Annotated in this window: 10 protein-coding genes; 3 read left to right on the top strand and 7 right to left on the bottom strand. The window is 60.4% G+C overall.

Annotated features, from left to right (window positions below; translation table 11 throughout):
* Positions 1-21: 21 nt before the first annotated feature.
* Complete coding sequence (locus O8B93_RS04200) at positions 22-1,788, top strand: glucan ABC transporter ATP-binding protein/ permease (protein WP_269708515.1); 1,767 nt, start codon at positions 22-24, stop codon at positions 1,786-1,788.
* A 93-nt stretch (positions 1,789-1,881) separates the two neighbouring features.
* Here O8B93_RS04200 and O8B93_RS04195 read toward each other — a convergent pair whose 3' ends face one another.
* A complete protein-coding gene (locus tag O8B93_RS04195; protein WP_269708514.1) occupies positions 1,882-2,127 on the bottom strand; it encodes a hypothetical protein in 246 nt (81 codons plus the stop codon).
* A gap of 357 nt (positions 2,128-2,484) precedes the next feature.
* A complete protein-coding gene (locus O8B93_RS04190; RefSeq protein ID WP_269708513.1) occupies positions 2,485-10,980 on the bottom strand; it encodes a glycoside hydrolase family 94 protein in 8,496 nt (2,831 codons plus the stop codon).
* A 573-nt stretch (positions 10,981-11,553) separates the two neighbouring features.
* On the opposite strand from O8B93_RS04190, the gene O8B93_RS04185 reads away from it, so the two are divergent.
* Entirely contained in the window at positions 11,554-12,735 is a 1,182-nt protein-coding gene (locus tag O8B93_RS04185) for a M20 aminoacylase family protein (protein ID WP_269708512.1), read from the top strand.
* Between the two features lie 66 nt (positions 12,736-12,801).
* Here O8B93_RS04185 and O8B93_RS04180 read toward each other — a convergent pair whose 3' ends face one another.
* Positions 12,802-12,945 carry a hypothetical protein gene (locus O8B93_RS04180; RefSeq protein WP_269708511.1) on the bottom strand — a complete coding sequence of 48 codons (144 nt, stop codon included), beginning with the start codon at positions 12,943-12,945 and terminating at the stop codon, positions 12,802-12,804.
* Between the two features lie 226 nt (positions 12,946-13,171).
* Between O8B93_RS04180 and O8B93_RS04175 the strand changes: the two genes are divergently transcribed.
* Positions 13,172-14,275, top strand: coding sequence for an NAD(P)/FAD-dependent oxidoreductase (locus tag O8B93_RS04175; protein ID WP_269708510.1), 1,104 nt, complete (start codon positions 13,172-13,174; stop codon positions 14,273-14,275).
* A gap of 2 nt (positions 14,276-14,277) precedes the next feature.
* Here the strand turns inward: O8B93_RS04175 and O8B93_RS04170 are convergent, their stop codons facing one another.
* From O8B93_RS04170 to denD, 4 genes are all read right to left on the bottom strand, one after another.
* Positions 14,278-15,252 (bottom strand): threonine ammonia-lyase, encoded by a 975-nt coding sequence (locus O8B93_RS04170; protein ID WP_269708509.1) that lies wholly within the window; start codon positions 15,250-15,252, stop codon positions 14,278-14,280.
* 125 nt (positions 15,253-15,377) lie between these two features.
* On the bottom strand, positions 15,378-17,162 hold the full coding sequence (locus O8B93_RS04165) for an IlvD/Edd family dehydratase (protein WP_269708508.1): 1,785 nt from the start codon (positions 17,160-17,162) through the stop codon (positions 15,378-15,380).
* A gap of 9 nt (positions 17,163-17,171) precedes the next feature.
* Entirely contained in the window at positions 17,172-18,074 is a 903-nt protein-coding gene (locus O8B93_RS04160; RefSeq protein WP_269708507.1) for an NAD(P)-dependent oxidoreductase, read from the bottom strand.
* Positions 18,071-19,057, bottom strand: coding sequence for a D-erythronate dehydrogenase (gene denD / locus O8B93_RS04155; RefSeq protein ID WP_269708506.1), 987 nt, complete (start codon positions 19,055-19,057; stop codon positions 18,071-18,073). The genes O8B93_RS04160 and denD overlap by 4 nt, the downstream gene beginning before the upstream one ends.
* Positions 19,058-19,107 lie beyond the last annotated feature (50 nt).

The raw sequence follows: 19,107 nt of genomic DNA, 5'->3' as shown, positions 1-19,107 counted from the left end.
CGCCCGGACTGGATTGAAAATTTGACCTTGTTTCAGGTTTACACACGCGCTCTGCGCTATCTGACCGTTCATAAATGGCGTGTGACGGTGGTCGTCATCGCCAACGTCATTCTTGCAGCGATCACCATCGCCGAACCCGTGCTGTTCGGCCGGATCATCGACGCCATCTCATCCGGCACCAATGTCACGCCCATTCTCATTCTGTGGGCGGGTTTCGGCGTCTTCAACACCGTCGCTTATGTCGCGGTCGCCCGCGAGGCCGACCGTCTGGCCCATGGCCGGCGCGCAACGCTCCTGACGGAAGCTTTCGGGCGCATCATTTCCATGCCGCTCTCCTGGCATCATCTGCGCGGCACATCCAATGCCCTGCACACGCTGCTGCGCGCCAGTGAAACGCTGTTCGGCCTCTGGCTGGAATTCATGCGCACGCATCTCGCTACCTTCGTGGCGCTGGTGCTGCTCATCCCGACCGCCATGGCCATGGACCTGCGCCTGAGTTTCGTCCTGATCGGTCTCGGCATCGTCTACTGGTTCATCGGCAAATGGGTGATGGGCCGCACCAAGGACGGCCAGGCTTCGGTAGAGGAGCATTATCACAGCGTTTTTGCCCATGTCAGCGATTCCATCAGCAACGTGTCGGTGCTGCACAGCTACAACCGCATCGAAGCTGAAACCAAGGCGCTGAAATCCTTCACCGAAAAACTGCTGAGCGCCCAATATCCGGTGCTCGACTGGTGGGCCTTCGCCAGTGCCCTGAACCGCACCGCCTCCACCGTTTCTATGATGATCATCCTCGTCATCGGCACCGTGCTCGTCAAGAACGGCGAATTGCGCGTGGGTGACGTCATCGCTTTTATCGGTTTCGCCAATCTCCTGATCGGCCGTCTGGACCAGATGCGCCAGTTCGTGACACAGATTTTCGAAGCCCGCGCCAAGCTCGAGGATTTCTTCGTGCTGGAGGATTCCGTCAAGGAACGGGAAGAGCCTGGCGATGCCCGCGAATTGTCGAATGTCTCTGGCACCGTGGAGTTCCGCAATATCAATTTCGGTTTCGCCAACACCAAGCAAGGCGTTCACGACGTCTCGTTTACAGCCAAGGCCGGCGAGACCATCGCGATCGTCGGGCCGACCGGTGCGGGCAAGACCACGCTGATCAACCTTCTGCAGCGTGTCTACGACCCCGATTCCGGCCAGATCCTGATCGACGGTACCGATATTTCAACGGTCACTAAAAACTCGCTGCGCAATTCCATCGCGACCGTGTTCCAGGACGCCGGCCTGCTGAACCGCTCCATCCGCGAAAACATCCGCCTTGGCCGTGAATCGGCCACCGATGCGGAAGTGGTGGAAGCAGCAGCAGCGGCGGCGGCAACGGATTTCATCGACAGCCGCATCAATGGCTATCTGACCCAGGTGGGCGAGCGCGGCAACCGACTTTCCGGCGGCGAGCGCCAGCGTATCGCCATTGCCCGTGCGATCCTGAAGAACGCACCCATTCTGGTTCTCGACGAGGCGACCAGTGCGCTGGACGTGGAAACCGAGGCCCGCGTGAAGGCCGCCGTGGACGCGCTGCGAAAGAACCGCACGACCTTTATCATCGCTCACCGCCTTTCCACGGTTCGCGATGCCGATCTCGTCCTGTTCCTCGATCAGGGCCGGATCATCGAGAAGGGCACTTTCGATGAACTGACCCAGCGCGGCGGTCGCTTCACCTCGCTGCTGCGCACCAGCGGCCTGCTGACGGAAGACGAAGGCCAGCAGCCGCGACCGAAAGCCATAGCCTCCTGAGGCCTTGGCCGAGACAAGTAAAGCAAGGGCGGACAGCGTTGTCCGCCCTTTTTCTTTGCCCGCTTTCCCGAGACCGGGCGAACCATGGATCGCCTATCGGAAAATTCCGGCCAGAGAATTTGACAGCCAAAAATCTATCTGCCCGAAGGGCAGAACATTCCCCAGGAAGGCAACAAAACCTGCGACGACGTTGAATGCTAAAATTCCGAGAAACACGCCGAGCATGATTCCGACGCTCGTTTTCCGAGGATAGCGTGCCAACCAGCACGACAAGGCCAGGGAAAGAATGGTAAACGATGCCAGCAGGGCGGTTTCCGTAGAAGATGCGCTGAACTGCAAAGCCCCTCCTTCCCGATCCGCCTAGTTCACAGAGAAATCGACGAAGACTCCTGCGTTACGGTCGTTTTCTGAAACGGACCATACATGCCGATTCCCTGCCATGGAACATCTTTGGGAAATGGCTCTCTCGCGACTGCCTTCTCGGCCTGAAGGGATCGCGGCCTTCATGACCTGACAATCCGGCCCCGCTGATCGTGGCTCTCGTGGATACCCTGTTCGATTACCGCCGATCTTCGGTCGATGATTTCGAAGGGGGCTGAGCATAGCGAACCAGAGGAGAAAGCTTGCCCCACAAAAACCCAGGCCCCTGCGTCACCGCAGGGGCCTGGGTTTAAAGGCGCACAGGAGCATGTCATATCAGTCGAAGGGGATAACCCCATCACCGGCCGCCAGGTCCTTACCGTCGACGGACACGGAGACGTCCGTCGCGCCGGCCTTGCGGCTAACGACGATGTCCTTGACCTTGCCGTCGAGCGTTATCTTGATCGAGAAACCGCTCCAGTCTTCCGGCAGCGACGGCGAAATATGCAGCTTTCCGTCGGTGCGGGTGACACCGAGAATACCCTCGACAGCGGCACGGTAGAGCCAGCCGGCGGAGCCGGTGTACCAGCTCCAGCCGCCACGGCCGGCATAGGCGCCTTCACCATAAACATCGGCGGTCACCACATAGGGTTCGACCCGATAGGTTTCCGACGACGCCGCATCCAGCGCGTGGTTGACCGGGTTAAGCAGCTTGAAGCAGTTCCAGGCCTCCTGCGCGCGGCCCTGCTTGGCAAGCGCAAGAACCACCCAGGTCACCGCATGGGTATATTGTCCGCCGTTTTCGCGCACACCCGGCGGATATCCCTTTATGTAGCCCGGATCATGCGGGGCACGCGAGAAGGGCGGTGTGAACAGCCGGATGATACCAGTCTTTTCGTCGACCAGATGCTCCATGACGGCGTCCATCGCCTGGCGTGACCGGCCTTCCTCACCCTCACCGGAGAGAACGCTCCAGCTCTGGCCGAGCGAATCGATCTGGCATTCCTCGCTGCTGGCCGAACCGAGCGGCGTGCCGTCATCGAAATAGCCGCGACGATAATAGCTGCCATCCCAGCCCGCCGTTTCCAGCGTCTGGCGCAGTTTTTCACGGTGCGAGGCCCATTTCCCGACCCGGTCGGTATCACCGCGCTTCTCGGCGATACCGATGAAATCGCGAAGCGCACCGGCCAGGAACCAGCCGAGCCAGACGCTCGTGCCCTTGCCGCCAACACCCACACGGTTCATGCCGTCGTTCCAGTCGCCGCCGAGGATCAGCGGCAGGCCGTTCTCCCCCGTGCGGTGAATGGCAAGATCGAGCGCCAGCGCCGCATGTTCGTAAAGCGTGGCGGATCTGTCACTCGTTTCCGGCTGGAAGAAAGCATCGTGCTGACCGGGCATCAATGCCGGTCCCTTCAGGAAAGGAATGCTCTCATCAAGGATGGCGGCGTCGCCAGTCGCCGAAACATACTGGTTGATCGCATAAGCGAGCCAGACGACGTCGTCCGAGATGGTCGTGCGAACACCGGCGCCCGTCAGCGGCAGCCACCAATGCTGTACGTCGCCTTCCGGGAACTGGCGGCCTGCCGCGCGCAGGATTTGCTTGCGGGCGAGATCCGGCTGGTAGAGCAGGAAGGCCAGCGTATCCTGCAACTGGTCACGGAAGCCGAAGGCGCCGCTCGACTGGTAAAAGGCGGTACGCGCCAGAATGCGGCAGGCCAGCGCCTGATAGGGCAGCCAGCTATTGACCATATGGTTGAAGCCGGCATCGGGCGTGGAGACCTGCAACTGGCCGGTAAAACCCGTCCAGAATGCCTTGCTTTCTTCCAACACAGACAGGAAGTCCGCCTGGCGAACATCCTTCACCAGCGCTTCGGCCTCTTCCGCATTGTCGGCATCGCCGAGAATGAAGGTCATGTGGCGTTCTTCGCCGGGCTTCAGGTGGATTTCCTGCATCAGCGCGGCACAGGGATCTCCGTCAACCTCGGTGCTGCCGCTGAGTGCGGCACCGGACACGATGCCCTGCGGCGCCTGCGCCGAACCGAAGCGGCCGATGAATTCCCGGCGGCTTGTGGTGAAGCCGCTGGCCTCACTATCGAGTGTCAGGAACGAGGTGCGGGCGCTATAGTCGATGCTGTAGGGGTTGGATGCGAAGATCGCGTTGTTGCCCGCATCATGCCTGCTCAGGATAAACGGCGCGGATTTCTGGCCATTATTGCCAAGCACCCACTCCACATAGGCATAGACCTTGAGACGACGGCTTTTCGAACCCTTGTTGCGCACGATGACCTGCGAGAACTTGACCGGCTTTTCGCGGTCAACTGTTTGCGTCAGCTCGACTTCGAGCGTGTCCGCCACGCCGGTCAGGATGGAGTAACCAAGACCATGGCGGGTTTCGAACATGGCTTCTGGATCACGCGACAGCGCGGCACAGGGCGTATAGAGCTTTCCTGTTTCCACGTCGGCGACATAGAAGGCCTCACCCGGCCGGTTGATGACGGGATCATTGGTCCAGGGCGTCAGCTGATAATCGCGCGAATTGCGGCTCCAGCTGAAACCGGCGCCTTCGGCCGAAATATGGAAACCGAAATTCTCGTTCGAGATAACGTTGATCCATGGATGCGGCGTGGACTGCCCGCCATTCAGGCGCACAACATATTCCTGGCCGTTCTTGGCAAAGCCGCCGAAACCGTTCCAGAAATCGAGATCGCCCGCATCCTCGACCGCCTCCGCAACCGGGAAGGCCGGCACGGGCAGACGGGCCTGTGCAACATCGGAGGTGCCGTCAGGACCACGATTGGCCGCAAACAGCGAGACCGCGCGGTTGATCTGATCGACAATCTTGCCGTTGCGCACATGCAGCACGACACGGGAAGCGGCGAGAAGCGCGCTCCAGGTCTCTTCGTCCATCAGGTCGCGGCGAACGGAGAAGACGTGCGGGCGACCGCCATCGGCAGGATTGATGCGGCGCTGCGTCTCGGAAATATGATCGAGCGCATGCTGCATGTCCTGCGCATAGGACGCAGCCCGTTCGTTGACGATGACAAGATCGAAGATCACGCCGCGCGAACGCAAATATTCGTGGGCGCTCAGCGCCTCGCGGGCGATATCCATGTCCATGTCGTCATTGATGCGCAGGCTGAAAATCGGGAAATCGCCCGAAATGGCAAGCGGCCACAAGGCGCGCTGCGAGGCGAGGCCCGTTTTCAGCGTTTCCGAATCCGCACGCAGATGCATGTCCGGGTAGGTCAGGTAACGACCGAGATGCTGGAAGGCGGCCGCCTGCTGCGAGGTAACGCCCACATGGCGCATCTGTACCTGCGTACGCGTCCAGGCATGCACAAGTTCATGCGCGAAGGCATCCGGATGACGATAACGGTCGATTGCCTTGTCGACTTCTTCACGGCTTGGCGCAGCAATCGTCCAGAAGATCACACTCACCTTCTTGCCCGCCGGCACGCGCACGGTACGCCGTAGTGACAGGATCGGATCCAGCGTGAAACCATCGGTGCTGGAGAGCGTCGCGCCGGCATCGAATGCCGCCGCTTCGCGCAGCGACCGTCCGCGACCAATGAACTTGGCGCGATCGGTCTCGAACTCCGTCGGGCGCGACGGGCCGGCATTGTCGGCCGCCAGATGCGCAATGACGGTGCCCGGCTCGTTCGGGCTGCGACGGTTGCGCCACGCACGGATGACGTCGCCGCGGCGGCCGATCTCCGTCTGCACGAACATGCGCGAGAACAGCGGATGGGCGTTGTCGTCATCTTCAGACGCGATGACAGGCTCCATATAGGAGGTCACTTCGATATAGCGATCCTCAGAACCGACATTAAGCAGGGTGACGCGACGGCCTTCGGCATCGTGCTCGGTGGCGACGATGCATTCGACCACGCTCTGCAGATCGCCTGTTGTCTTGTGGAATTCGGCCTTGTCATCGGTGAAGACCGTCTTGGTCTTTTCACCCTCGAAGACACGCGGCTCCGCTGTCGCACTCCACCACTGTCCATTGGTGGTGTCACGCAGGAAGATGAAGGTGCCCCAGCGGTCATCGGTCGGATCGGCCTTCCAGCGGGAAATTGCCTGCCCGTTCCACTTCGAATAACCCGCGCCCGTCGAGGTGAGCATGGTGGAATAGTGGCCATTCGAGAGGAACACCACCTCGCGATCTCGCACCGCCGGATCGGCAATGGAGCGCACTTCCGCACGCAGCAGGTCGGCCTGTTCCTTGCCGGGTGTTTCTGGCTCGTATTTGGCGCTCATGACCGGTACTTCGCGCGGCGCCTTTTCCTGGAGCAGCAATTCGGCCGCTTCGATCACCGGATCGGAATGGAAGAGTTCGCGCAACACGCCATCGAAGGCGACGTTGGCGACGGCCGCAATCGACATGCCGTGATGGTGAGCATAATAGTTGTAGACGACCGCGCAGACCTTACCGTCAGGCACACGTGTCGGCGTGAAATCCACCGCATCGTGGAAACCATACTGGCCAAGTGCGCCAAGCTTTCGCAGTTTGTCGAGGTTCTCAAGCGCACCATCCGGATCATACTGGCTGGCGAGGATCGATGCGTAAGGCGCAATCACCGCATTCTGGCCAAGGCCGCGCTTAAGGCCAAGCGTCGGCACACCGAAGTTGGTGTACTGGTAGTTCATGTTGTGATCGCGGGCGTTGAAAGCCGCTTCGGAAATGCCCCATGGCGTGCCGAGACGGCGTCCATGGTTCATCTGTTCCTTGACGATCAGATTGTTGGTCTGGTTGAGGATGCCACCCTGACGCTCCTGCATGACAAGCGGCGGCATCAGATATTCGAACATCGAGCCCGACCACGACACCAACGCGCCCTGCGCACCGATCGGCACGACCTGGCGGCCGAGACGGTACCAGTGTTCAGTCGGCAGATCGCCCTTGGCGATGGCAAACAGGCTGGTCAGGCGGCATTCGGAGGCCAGAAGGTCGTAGCAGGCCTCGTCCAGCTCCTTGCTTTCAACACGATAACCGATCGACAGAAGACGACGATCCTTGCGGTAAAGGAAGGTGAAATCCATCGAGAAGGCGAGGTTGCGGCTGCGATCGCGCAATGATGCGAGACGCTGGCGCAGCGGCTCCATATTGGTGAGGTCGATGGCGCTGTCGGAAATATGCGCTTCACAGGATTCCACCAGCAATTGCGCCCAGCGGGTCACTTCCGCACTCTGCGCGGACTTCACCTCGTGATCAACATTGGTGGCGAGCTTCTGAATGTCGCGTGCGAGCACCGCCAGATTGATGACGCGGATCGACGCAAATTCATGCTCGCGCTTGACGGAGGCGAGCGCGTTCGAGAAGCCGATGATACGCTCTTCGAGACGGCGGTGCAGCGGACGCAGGTTCTTGCGGTTGTCGGGCAGCGCCTTCAGCGTTTCGCGCAGGATGCCAGCAACGTCGCCAATACCATCCAGATTGCCCTGAAGATGGGCGGAAGGGGCTTCCGCCCAGTCGCGGCAGGCGGACGAAACCGCAATCAGGTGACCAGCGAGGTTGCCGCTGTCCACGGCCGAAACATAGCGCGGTCCAAGCGTCTGCAATGTATCAGTGTGATACCAGTTGTAGAGATGGCCACGATATTTTTCCATCTTCTCGACGGTCTGGATCGTGTTTTCGATCCTCTCCAGCGTATCGGCAAAGCTGATCCAGCCGAACTGGCGCGCCGAGATGACGGAGAGCAGATAGACGCCGATATTGGTGGGCGAGGTGCGCGAAGCAACGATCGGCTCCGGCGTCTCCTGGAAATTGTCCGGCGGCAGGTGGTTTTCCTGCGGCGTCACGAAAGCCTCGTAATAACGCCAGGTGCGGCGCGCGATCTTGCGCAGTTCGAAGGAGACGTGCTCGGAAACGAACAGCCGGTCTTCGGTTTCCGCAGACTGGCTGACATACCATGCAACGGCGGGAGACAGAACCCAGAGCAGCGTGAAGGGAATGCCGATCAGGAAGGCATTGTCGCCCGGCAGCGCCGCAAACAACAGGCCGAGCATGGCCACCACGGGCGCATGCCACATCTGGCGGTAATAATCGACGATGCTGCCCTGCGCGCTGGACTGCATGCTGGCGGCGGTGCGCCATTCCAGCATCAGCTTGTGGCTGACGAGCAGACGGTAAAGCGAACGGACGATCGCATCCGTCATCATGCAGGCGGCATCGGCAATGAAGACGATACGCAGCGCAACCTGCGCATTGGTGGCACGGATTTCCGACCAAATGGTGTGGAAATGCGCCTGCGGCACGATATCGGTGGAGCGCGGCACGAGACCGGAGAGCAACGAGAGCGTAGGCGCGACAAACAGCGAGAAGATCAGCAGGATCTGCCAGATCAGCGCACCGAGCGGATCCATGAAATACCAGCCGAGGATCGAAGCGAAGAACCAGGCGATAGGCGTCAGCGAGCGACGAAGATTGTCGACCATCTTCCAGCGGCCGATGGCGGTAACACCACGGGCACGGTCAAGGATGAAGGGAAGCAGCTGCCAGTCGCCACGCGCCCAGCGGTGCTGGCGCGAGACTTCCACCTCGTAGCGGGTCGGGAAATCCTCGACCAGTTCCACATCGGTCACCAGCGCGCAGCGCGCGAAGGAGCCTTCGAGCAGATCGTGGCTGAGGATGGAGTTTTCTTCGATCCGACCCTTCAGCGCCGCTTCGAAGGCGTCCACGTCATAAAGCCCCTTGCCGGTGAAGGTGCCTTCGGAGGTCAGGTCTTGATAGACATCGGAGACGGTGAAGACATAAGGATCGATGCCGCGATTGATCGAGAAGACGCGCTGGAAGACGGAGGCGTCCTTACCGGTCGTCAGCGAAGGCGTAACACGCGGCTGCAACAGGCCGTAACCTTCCACGACACGACCGGAAACCGGATCGATCTTGGGGCGGTTGATCGGGTGGTGCATCTTGCCGACAAGCTTGGTCACCGCGTCGCGCATCAGGCGTGTATCGGCATCGAGCGTCATGACATATTTGACATCGGCCGGCACGATATTCGCGCCGCCGAGGAAAGTCGTGTCCTTGTCGCCGCGCAGCAGCATGTTCAACTCATGCAGCTTGCCGCGCTTACGCTCCCAGCCCATCCAGCAGCCTTCGGCCGAATTATAGATGCGGCGGCGATGCAGCAGGTAGAAACGTGTCTTGCCGTCAAACGCATAACGGCTGTTCAGCGCCGCAAGCTCGCGCTTGGCATAGTCGAGAATCTCGATGTCGTCATCGGATTGCTCATATTGCGCATCACGCCAGTCGCTCACCAGCGAGAAATAAATCTCGCCATGCGGGTTAGCGAGATAATGCACCTCGATATTGCGCATCATCTCATCGACGCTGTCGCGGCTGGTCAGCATGCAGGGCACGGCGACCAGGGTGCGGGCATCCTCAGGAATGCCGTTCTTGAATTCGTATCCGACGAGCCGGAACGGCTTCACGAAGAAGGTTACGAGCGTGTTGAAAAGCCCGGTCGCGCCCTCGGAGGCCGGCAATGCAAACATCAGCAGGAACGCGGTCACGACATACCAGGGCATGCCCGCTTTTGCCAGGAACCAGCCGACCGCGAGCATGGCGACCGCCGTAATAAGGAGCACCGGCGCCGCGATTGCGAGCCAGTTGAACTTGCGCATCGAGCGGACGATATGCTGCGATACGAGCGGCCGATAGCCAAGCATCTTTTCAAGCTCGAAGCGGCGCTGACCGACGAGCACCGAGCCGACATTGACGCGATGGTTTTCGTCAGCGCCCGCAGGCAGATCGGACCGCGCCATTTCGACGGCGGCACGCGCCACCTCCACTTCGGTCTTGGGCGAGCGGCGCGCCAGAAGCTCGATCGTATTGCGATAGGTGTTGCGCGAACCGAAATCGAGAATCTCGTAGTCGGTCTCCTCGCGCAGGACCTTGTCGATATGGCTGACTTCCTCGAACCACACCGACCATTCGGTATCGTCAATTTCACGCAGGCTCTTGACGATGTTGCCCATCGTCACATTGCCGGATGCCAGGCGGTTATGTTCCGCCATCATGACGTTTTCGGCGTCGGTGCCCGCGGCATGCAGACGCTCTTCGAGCCAGGCAACGGCAAAACCCGATGTCTGCGAGCCATTGCGCAGACGATAGAGGAACTGCGTCGCAAAGGTCGGATCATCGACTAGCGAATCGACCTGTTTCAGAAGTGCCGCCGACGCTTCGGCATCGTTCAACCGGATGATCTCGTCAACGACCTCGTTCGCCTTCTGGCGCATGCGGCGCGAACGCTCGACGCGAATGGAGATGCGGCGGAGATTTTCGATGAGGACAAAACGGATGATCGACGGCAGCGCCCACAATTCGCCGATCTGCAGTGTCTTCGAGGTCTGGTAGCCATCCACCAGCGCCGTCATGTTTTCGCGCGAAACCGTGCTGTGGGTATGGGCGACATAAAGCCAGCCGAGCGCCATGACGCGCGGAATGGTCACCCCGCCCACCGTCATCGTTGGCAGCTGGCGATAGAATTTGCGCGGAAAATCGCGCCGCACTTCCTGGATCGCCTCTTCGATGACGTAGTGGTTGTCGAGCAGCCATTCCGCCGCCGGCGTGATCGTTGCACCGTTTTCGGCGTCGACGGCCGTCGTGCGGTAAACCCGCAGGATTTCCTTTTCGTTCTCGCGGTGACGCTCGAAGAAATCGAATTCCATGAAGCCGGGAAGACTGTCGGCACCGTCGCGGGAAAGCGCGGCACCGGCATCATGCAGTTCCTCGATCGTCATATAGGACGCACGGATCGAATCGTTGTGATCGATCTGCTTCGTCTCGGAATCACGGGCGGCGGCGGTCGGGGTGATATGAAATGACATCGGGCTCGTATTCTGAACTGTATGGAAACTTGTTCGACTTGACCGGCATTTCGTTCACGGCGGGAACGCGCACGAAATCGGGCCACGCTATATTTATGACTTATCCTGAACCTTCGGTGAACCGGCAGAGCCGCCGCAGGAAGCGGATCGTCAAACGGTGAATATCCTCCGGCATGGCATTTGGCGGCGCAGTCCGTCGCATATCCCTGCAAAGCCGGGGATTGGTGCGAACAACGGGGTTTCGACGACAGGAAAATTTTGTCCTTCGGCCCGGCAAAGCCGTTCCCACCGGATTTCTCACCTTCCCCCACGGCGAAAATTGTTGGCGCAACGTCCGATAGTCCCCCTTTGACACCTGAAGGGCAACGCGAGGCCGATAGAGCCTGCGCTACATCCGAAAGGAGCTAATGCCCCAGGACATCAATAGTTCCATGCCACCTGTGGCGATGCGATGCAAGCGCTGAATTTCAAGGGCTTCCGGCTCCGGCAACACCTCTTACATGCACGCCCTTATGCTGCTATGCCATTTGCAAAAGACGCTGGAAAAAAGCGGCGTAACCAGGGACTTCGAAAATGACCAGACAGACCGCAAACATTGCCTCCTTTGCCAACCATATGCCTGACGTGGTGGCGATCCGCCGCCATCTGCACCGTCACCCCGAGATCGGTCTTTCGGAATTCAAGACGTCGGATTTCATTGCCGAACAGCTCGTGAAAATGGGCTACGAGGTGACGCGCGGGCTCGCCGGAACCGGCATCGTCGCAACGCTCCGAAATGGTGACAGCACACGCACGCTCGGCATTCGAGCCGACATCGACGCACTGCCGATCCACGAGGAAACCGGGGCTGACTATGCCAGCACCCATCAGGGCGTCATGCACGCGTGTGGTCATGATGGCCACACGGCCATGTTGTTGGGAGCGGCGACGATCATCGCAGAGCGCAGGAATTTCGACGGCACCCTGCATCTGATCTTCCAGCCGGCCGAGGAAAATTTCGGCGGCGCCCGCATCATGATCGAGGACGGCCTGTTCGAGCGTTTTCCCTGCGATGCGGTCTTTGCCCTGCATAATGATCCCGGCCTGCCTTTCGGACAATTCGTGCTGCGCGACGGGCCGATCCTTGCCGCCGTCGACGAATGCAGGATCACCGTCAAGGGTTATGGCGGCCACGGCGCCGAACCGCAGGATGCGGCCGATCCCATCGTTGCCGGCGCGAGCATCATAATGGCGTTGCAGACGGTGGTATCCCGCAACATCCATCCGCAACTGTCAGCCGTCGTCACCGTGGGTGCATTCCATGCCGGCGTAGCCAGCAACGTCATTCCAGAAACGGCCGAGATGCTGCTGACCATCCGCTCCTTCGATCCGGGCGTGCGCGACGAGCTGGAAAAGCGTATCCGGGCCATCGCCGAAGGCCAGGCCGCAAGCTACGGCATGAGCGTCACCATCGATTATGAGCGCGGTTATAACGCAACCGTCAATCACAAGGCGGAAACGGATTATGTCACCGATCTCGCCCGCCGTTTTGCCGGGCCGGAAAAGGTGGCCGAGATGCAGCGCCCGTCGATGGGCGCGGAAGACTTCGCCTATATGCTGGAGAAGCGGCCGGGTTGCTATTTCTTCCTCGGTACTGCGCGCACCGATAACGATCCGCCGCTGCACCATCCGAAATTCGATTTCAACGACGAGATTCTGCCGATCGGAACCACCTTCTGGGTGGATCTGGCAGAGGATTATCTGAAGGCGCGATAAATATGAAAAGGCCGGTCGGAGGAGCGACCGGCCTTTATTCTCAAGTTACCTGAAAATTCGGGAGGATCAGGGAACGAGACCGAATATGACGGCGGCGACAAAAGCCACGCACACGCCGACAAGAGCCGCATGAAGCGAATCTCTCCAGTTGCGCGGCGACTGGGGCTGCGAAACAAAGTCTTTTACTTTTCCTGCCTTGGAATAAGACATTGTACACTCCCTTCCTGCTCGGCCCTTCAAACGGGCATTGCTCATCTAGGCTAGAGAATAGCTTTATTCCCCACTGTTTCAGTAGAGATAAAATTCCATAAGAAGTGCCAATTGGGAAAAATAGGGGTCGCCACTTGCCTCCCAACAAGCATCAATCTACCCATCGCGGACGATTAACGCGGCGGGAGGGAGTTGGTTCAAACGGCTCTTCCGTGGACAGGAAGATATGACTGACATCGACGCCATCATCATCGGAGCGGGCGTGATCGGGCTTGCGACAGCCCGCGAATTGTCGATGCGCGGCTTCTCCGTCATCATTCTGGAAAGTGAGAAGGAATTCGGTTCGGCCACCTCGTCCCGCAATAGCGAGGTCATCCATGCGGGCCTCTATTACCCAGCCGGCAGCCTCAAGGCGAGGCTCTGTGTCGAGGGTAAGGAGCGGCTCTATGCCTTTTGCGAGAGCCACGGCGTTGCGCACCGCCGTTGCGGCAAACTCATCGTCGCCACCAGCGAGGATGAAACGCCCCTGCTCGCTGCCCTCAGCGCAAAGGGCGAAGCCAATGGCTGCGACGATCTGGAGCTGATCGACCAACGATACGCGCTTTCACTCGAGCCTGCCCTTGCCTGCAGCTCAGCCCTGCTCTCACCCTCGACGGGCATTATCGACAGCCACGGATACATGCTGTCGCTGCTTGGCGAAGCGCAAGACCATGGCGCGGCACTTGCCCTCAACGCGCCGTTCGAACGGGCGGAAGCGATCGGCGACGGTTTCCGGGTTCATGTCGGCGGAAAAGAACCTGTCAGCCTTACATGCCGGCTGCTCGTCAATTCCGCCGGGCTCGTCGCGCCGATGGTGGCGGCCATGATAGAGGGACTGCCGTCAGAGGCGATCCCGCAGGCGCGTTTCGCCAAAGGCAGCTATTTCTCGCTGACAGGTAAATCGCCTTTTTCGCGGTTGATCTATCCTGCACCGCACACCCACGGCCTCGGTGTGCACCTGACGCTGGATCTCGCCGGTCAGGCCCGGTTCGGGCCGGATGTGGAATGGGTTGATACCATCGACTATGCCGTTGATCCCCGCCGCATGGAGGGTTTCGGCGACGCCATAAGGCGTTATTGGCCGGGCCTGCCGGAACACGCGCTGACCCCGGCCTATTCCGGTATCCGCCCGAAGATTTCCGGACCGGACGAACCGGCCATGGATTTTCGCATCGATGGACCGGAAACCCATGGTCTTCCCGGCCTCGTCAATCTGTTCGGCATCGAAAGCCCCGGTTTGACCGCCTCGCTGGCGATTGCCGGCGACATCGCCGCACAGTTAGAGGCCTGATGTCAGCCGAAGCGTGACAGAGCGTCGGCCATGATCCCGGGATCGACATTGCCGCCGGAGGCAACCGCAATCACGGTTTCGCTTTCCAGTTCCTTGCCATGAAACAGCGCTGCGGCAAGCGCAACAGCACCACCCGGCTCGATAACGACCTTCAGCCTGTTGAAGGCGAGAACCATCGCCCGCAGCGCTTCCTCGTCGCTGACGGCGATACCTTTCCCACAAAGCCCTGCCATGATGGGAAAGGTGATATTGCCAGGCTGCGGCGTGACGATTGCATCACAGATCGAACCCGATGTCGTCGCATTCCGCTCGATCTTGCCCGCCGCAAGGGAGCGCGCCACATCATCGAAACGCTCCGGTTCTGACGTCCTGACCCTATAATTTTGCGCCTTCGCATCGAGTGCAAGAGAGATGCCGGAGGTAAGCCCGCCACCGCCGCAAGGCACCAGAACCTCGGCAGTACCGATACCGAGTTCGGCGCCCTGCTCAGCGATTTCCAGCCCGACAGTCCCCTGCCCCGCAATCACCAGCGGTTCATCGTAAGGCCTGATCAGGGTCAGACCGCGGTCGCTCGACAACCGGTTGCCAATGGCGTCACGGTCTTCATTCGCCCGGTCATAAAGCACCACCTCGGCGCCATAGGAGCGGGTATTGTCGATTTTGATCTTCGGCGCATCCGAAGGCATGATGATGACGGCGGGAATACCGTGCAGGCGGGCGGCGAGCGCCACGCCCTGTGCATGGTTGCCGGAGGAAAAGGCGATCACACCCTTGGCACGCACATCCGCCGGCAGGCCGGATACCGCCGACCAGCCGCCACGAAACTTGAAGGATCCCGTCCTTTGCAGGCATTCCGCCTTCACGAACAGCTTTCGCCCGGCAATCTCGTCCAGAAAAGGCGATGCGAGCAGCGGTGTTCGCACCGCATGGTTGCCGATGCGCACACGCGCCGCCTCGATCATCGAAATATCTGTCATGCCCTGCCCCCCGGTAAGCGGATATAATGCGGAATCTTGCGTTACATTAGGAGGTCGTGATCAAATGCGAAACTGCCTCCAAAAGAAAAATCCCCGGCCTTGGCCGGGGATTTTGTCCTCTTCGGTCAATGATTGTGCCGGGGCATTTTTTCGGCAATCCGGCGGAAATCTGCAGCCCCTTCCAACACGGCGCCATCGGAAAGCTGGGTCACCGATTGACGATAGATGCGTTGCCAGGGCGTTGCATCCGCGGGCACGGCGGGAATGCCGTCGGCCTTGCGGGCATCAAGCTCCGCTTGCGGCACCAGCGCGTTGCACTCACCATTGTTGAAGTCGATGCGGATCACATCGCCGGTGCGCAGCCATGCCAGCCCGCCACCCGCCGCACTTTCCGGGGAAGCATTGAGGATCGACGGGCTATCCGCCGTTCCCGACTGCCGACCGTCGCCGATCGTCGGCAGGCTGGTAATGCCTTTTTTCAGAAGCGCATCCGGCGGCTGCATGTTGACGACCTCTGCCGAACCCGGCCAGCCAAGCGGCCCTGCGCCACGAATGACGAGGATGGTGCGCTCGTCAATATCAAGTAAGGGATCGTTGATACGGGCGTGATAATCCTCCGAACCATCGAATACGACGCACTTGCCCTCAAATATCCCCTCGCGACCCGACTCGCTCAGATAACGCTGGCGAAACTCCGCAGAGATCACGCTTGTCTTCATGATGGCGAAATCGAAAAGATTACCCTTGAGAACAAGGAAACCTGCCCGCTCCTTGAGCGGACTGTCATAGGGCAGGATCACGTCGCGGTCGGTCGATTCACGCCCGTCCAGATTTTCCGCCATGGTCTTGCCGGTCACGGTCGGACAGCTTCCGTCGAGTTTCCCGGCCTTCAGAAGTTCCCACATGATGGCAGGCGTGCCGCCGGCGCGGTGATATTTTTCGCCCAGCCATTTTCCCGCCGGCTGCACATTGGCCAGCAGCGGAATGTCATAGCCGTGGACCTGCCAATCCTCTTCGCGAAGCTCGACACCGGCATGTTTCGCCATCGCCGCCAGATGCGGCTGCGCGTTGGTGGAACCGCCAATCGCCGAGTTGACGCGGATCGCGTTCAAAAACGCCTCGCGTGTCATGATGTCGGAAGGCTTGATATTCTCGACAACCAGTTCGACGGCACGACGGCCGGTGCGATAGGCCATCTGGCCGCGCTCGCGATAGGCGGCGGGGATCGCTCCGCAACCGGTCAGCGACATGCCGAGCGCTTCCGCCATGGCATTCATGGTAGAGGCCGTACCCATGGTGTTGCAATGGCCGACCGACGGAGCCGATTCCAGCGCCGCCTGCAAAAACTCCTCGCGGGTGATTTCGCCTGCACCATATTTGCGGCGCATGCGCCAGATGACGGTGCCGGAACCGACCAGATCACCGTCATGATACCCGTCGAGCATTGGCCCGCCGGAAAGCACGATAGCGGGAATATCGACCGTACTCGCCGCCATCAGCGCCGAAGGCGTGGTCTTGTCGCAGCCGGTTGTCAGAACGACACCATCGAGCGGATAGCCGTAAAGCACTTCCACGAGGCTGAGATAAGCGAGATTACGGTCCAGCGCCGCAGTCGGGCGCTTGCAGTTTTCGAACATAGGATGGGTCGGAAACTCGATCGGTATGCCGCCCGCATCGCGGATGCCGTCCCGCACCCGCTTGACCAGTTCCACATGGACCCGGTTGCAGGGCGTGAGATCGCTGCCGCTCTGCGCAATGCCGATCACCGGCTTGCCGGAACGCAGCTCTTCCGGCGTCACGCCGTAATTCATGAAGCGCTCCAGATAGAGCGCCGTCATGTCGAGATGATCGGGGTTATCGAACCAGTCCTGCGATCGCAGGCGGCGCATGGGTGTCTTGTCGTCGCTCATCGGCCCGCCTCAGCCCTGTTCACGATTGTTGAGTTTTTCGAGGTAAAGCAGGATGCCGCTATGATCGATATCGGCCCCGCCATCACCGACGAAATCATCAAATTCCCGCGTGACCTGCTGGGTGAGCGGCAGGGTGAGAGCAAGATCCCTGGCCGTCGCCAATACACCATTCAAATCCTTGAGCTGGAACTTGGACGGACCGCCCGGCACGAAATTGCGCTTCACCATGCGCTCGCCATGCAGTTCCAGGATCCGGCTTTCGGCAAAACCGCCGCGTATGGCATTGCGGAACCCTTCACGGGAGGCGCCGCCCGCTTCCACCAGCATCATTGCCTCGGCAACCGCACCGATGGTGATGGCGACGATCTGCTGGTTGGCGAGCTTGCAGAGCTGGCCCGCGCCCGAAGGGCCAACGTAGGTCAGCCTGCCCATCGGCGCGAAGACATCTGCGAGACCCGCAATCAGTGCCTCGTCCCCACCCGCCATGATGGCGAGCGTGCCGGCCGTTGCGCCGGGCACACCGCCGGAAACCGGCGCATCAACATGATGAATGCCGAGCGCTTCAAGCCGCGAGGAATGGTCGCGCGCAATCGGCGGTGCAATCGAGCTGCTGTCGATCACGACAGCACCCTTTGCCAGCGCTTCGGCCACGCCCGCCTCAAACAGCACTTCGCCCACGGCATTGCCGTCGCTCAGCATGGTGATGACGATATCGGCACCCTTGGCGGCTTCCACCGGAGAGGTCGCCAGAACAGCACCATCGGCAACCAGCGCCTGCGCCTTATCGACGCTGCGGTTCCAGACCTTTACCGAAAAGCCGGCACCCAGCAGACGCCGGGCCATCGGCCCACCCATCAGGCCCGTGCCGATAAAGGCGACAGACCGCTTCTTCTCCTCCCCGCCAACACTCATTTCAGTGAACCTCCCAGCTCGTCCTCGATATGAACCTGAATGATTTCTTCAAACGAACTCTCGGCCGTAAAGCCCAGTTCCCGGGCGCGCTTGGCTTCGAAACCGGGCGCCCAGCCTTCGCACATGCGCATGATCATCTCGTTCGGCTCGCAGCGGATGAGGGCAACGGCCTTTTCACCGGCCACCTTGCGCAGCGCCTCGATCTGTTCGCCAACGGTGGCGCTGAGGCCGGGCATCGACAGGTTGCGGCGCGGGCCGACCTTTTCCACGTCGATCGTTGCACCATGGAGAAGAAAACCGACGGCGGAACGCGGCGAGGCGTGCCAGTGGCGAATGCTTTCCGGCACCGGCAGAACCGCTTCCTGGCCAACCAGCGGCTCACGCAGGATATTGGAGAAGAAGCCGGAAGCAGCCGCGTTCGGCTTGCCGGGACGAATGCAGATGGTGGGAAGGCGGATGCCGATACCGTCGAAGAACCCGCGGCGGCTGTAATCGGAGAGCAGCAACTCGCAGATCGCCTTCTGCGTGCCGTAGCTGGTCAGCGGCGTGGTGTGGAATTCATCCGGGATCGGATAGGGAAGCGGCGCACCGAAAACGGCGATCGACGAGGTGAACACCACGCGCGGCTTGTAGCCATCCTTGCCATTGGCAAGGCGGATGGCGTCGAAGAGATAACGCGTGCCATCAAGATTGATGCGGTAACCCTTGTCGAAATCCAGCTCAGCTTCGCCGGAAACGATGGCGGCAAGGTGGAAGATGACATCGGGACGGGCTTCGACCAGCTTTTCGGCTTCGCCGGGCGCCGAGAGATCGGCCGCGCGCGCATCGACCGCGCCGGAAAAACCGGCGGGAGCTTCAGGCTGGAACACGTCGATGAGCGTGAACTTCTCGACCGGCTTGCCGCCGAGCGATCCATCCTTGACGAGACGCTGCGTCAGCTTGCGGCCAACCATGCCTGCGGCGCCGATGATTGCGATATGCATGTCTTCCTCCTCTATGTCCCGGCCATTCTCCCGGGACCGAAAATCACCAT

The sequence above is a fragment of the Martinezella rhizogenes genome, assembly GCF_027460065.1.
GTDB classification, from domain to species: Bacteria; Pseudomonadota; Alphaproteobacteria; order Rhizobiales; family Rhizobiaceae; genus Agrobacterium; species Agrobacterium rhizogenes_C.
Note: the sequence above shows the minus strand (reverse complement) of the source record. Positions and strands in the feature narration are given on the sequence as shown.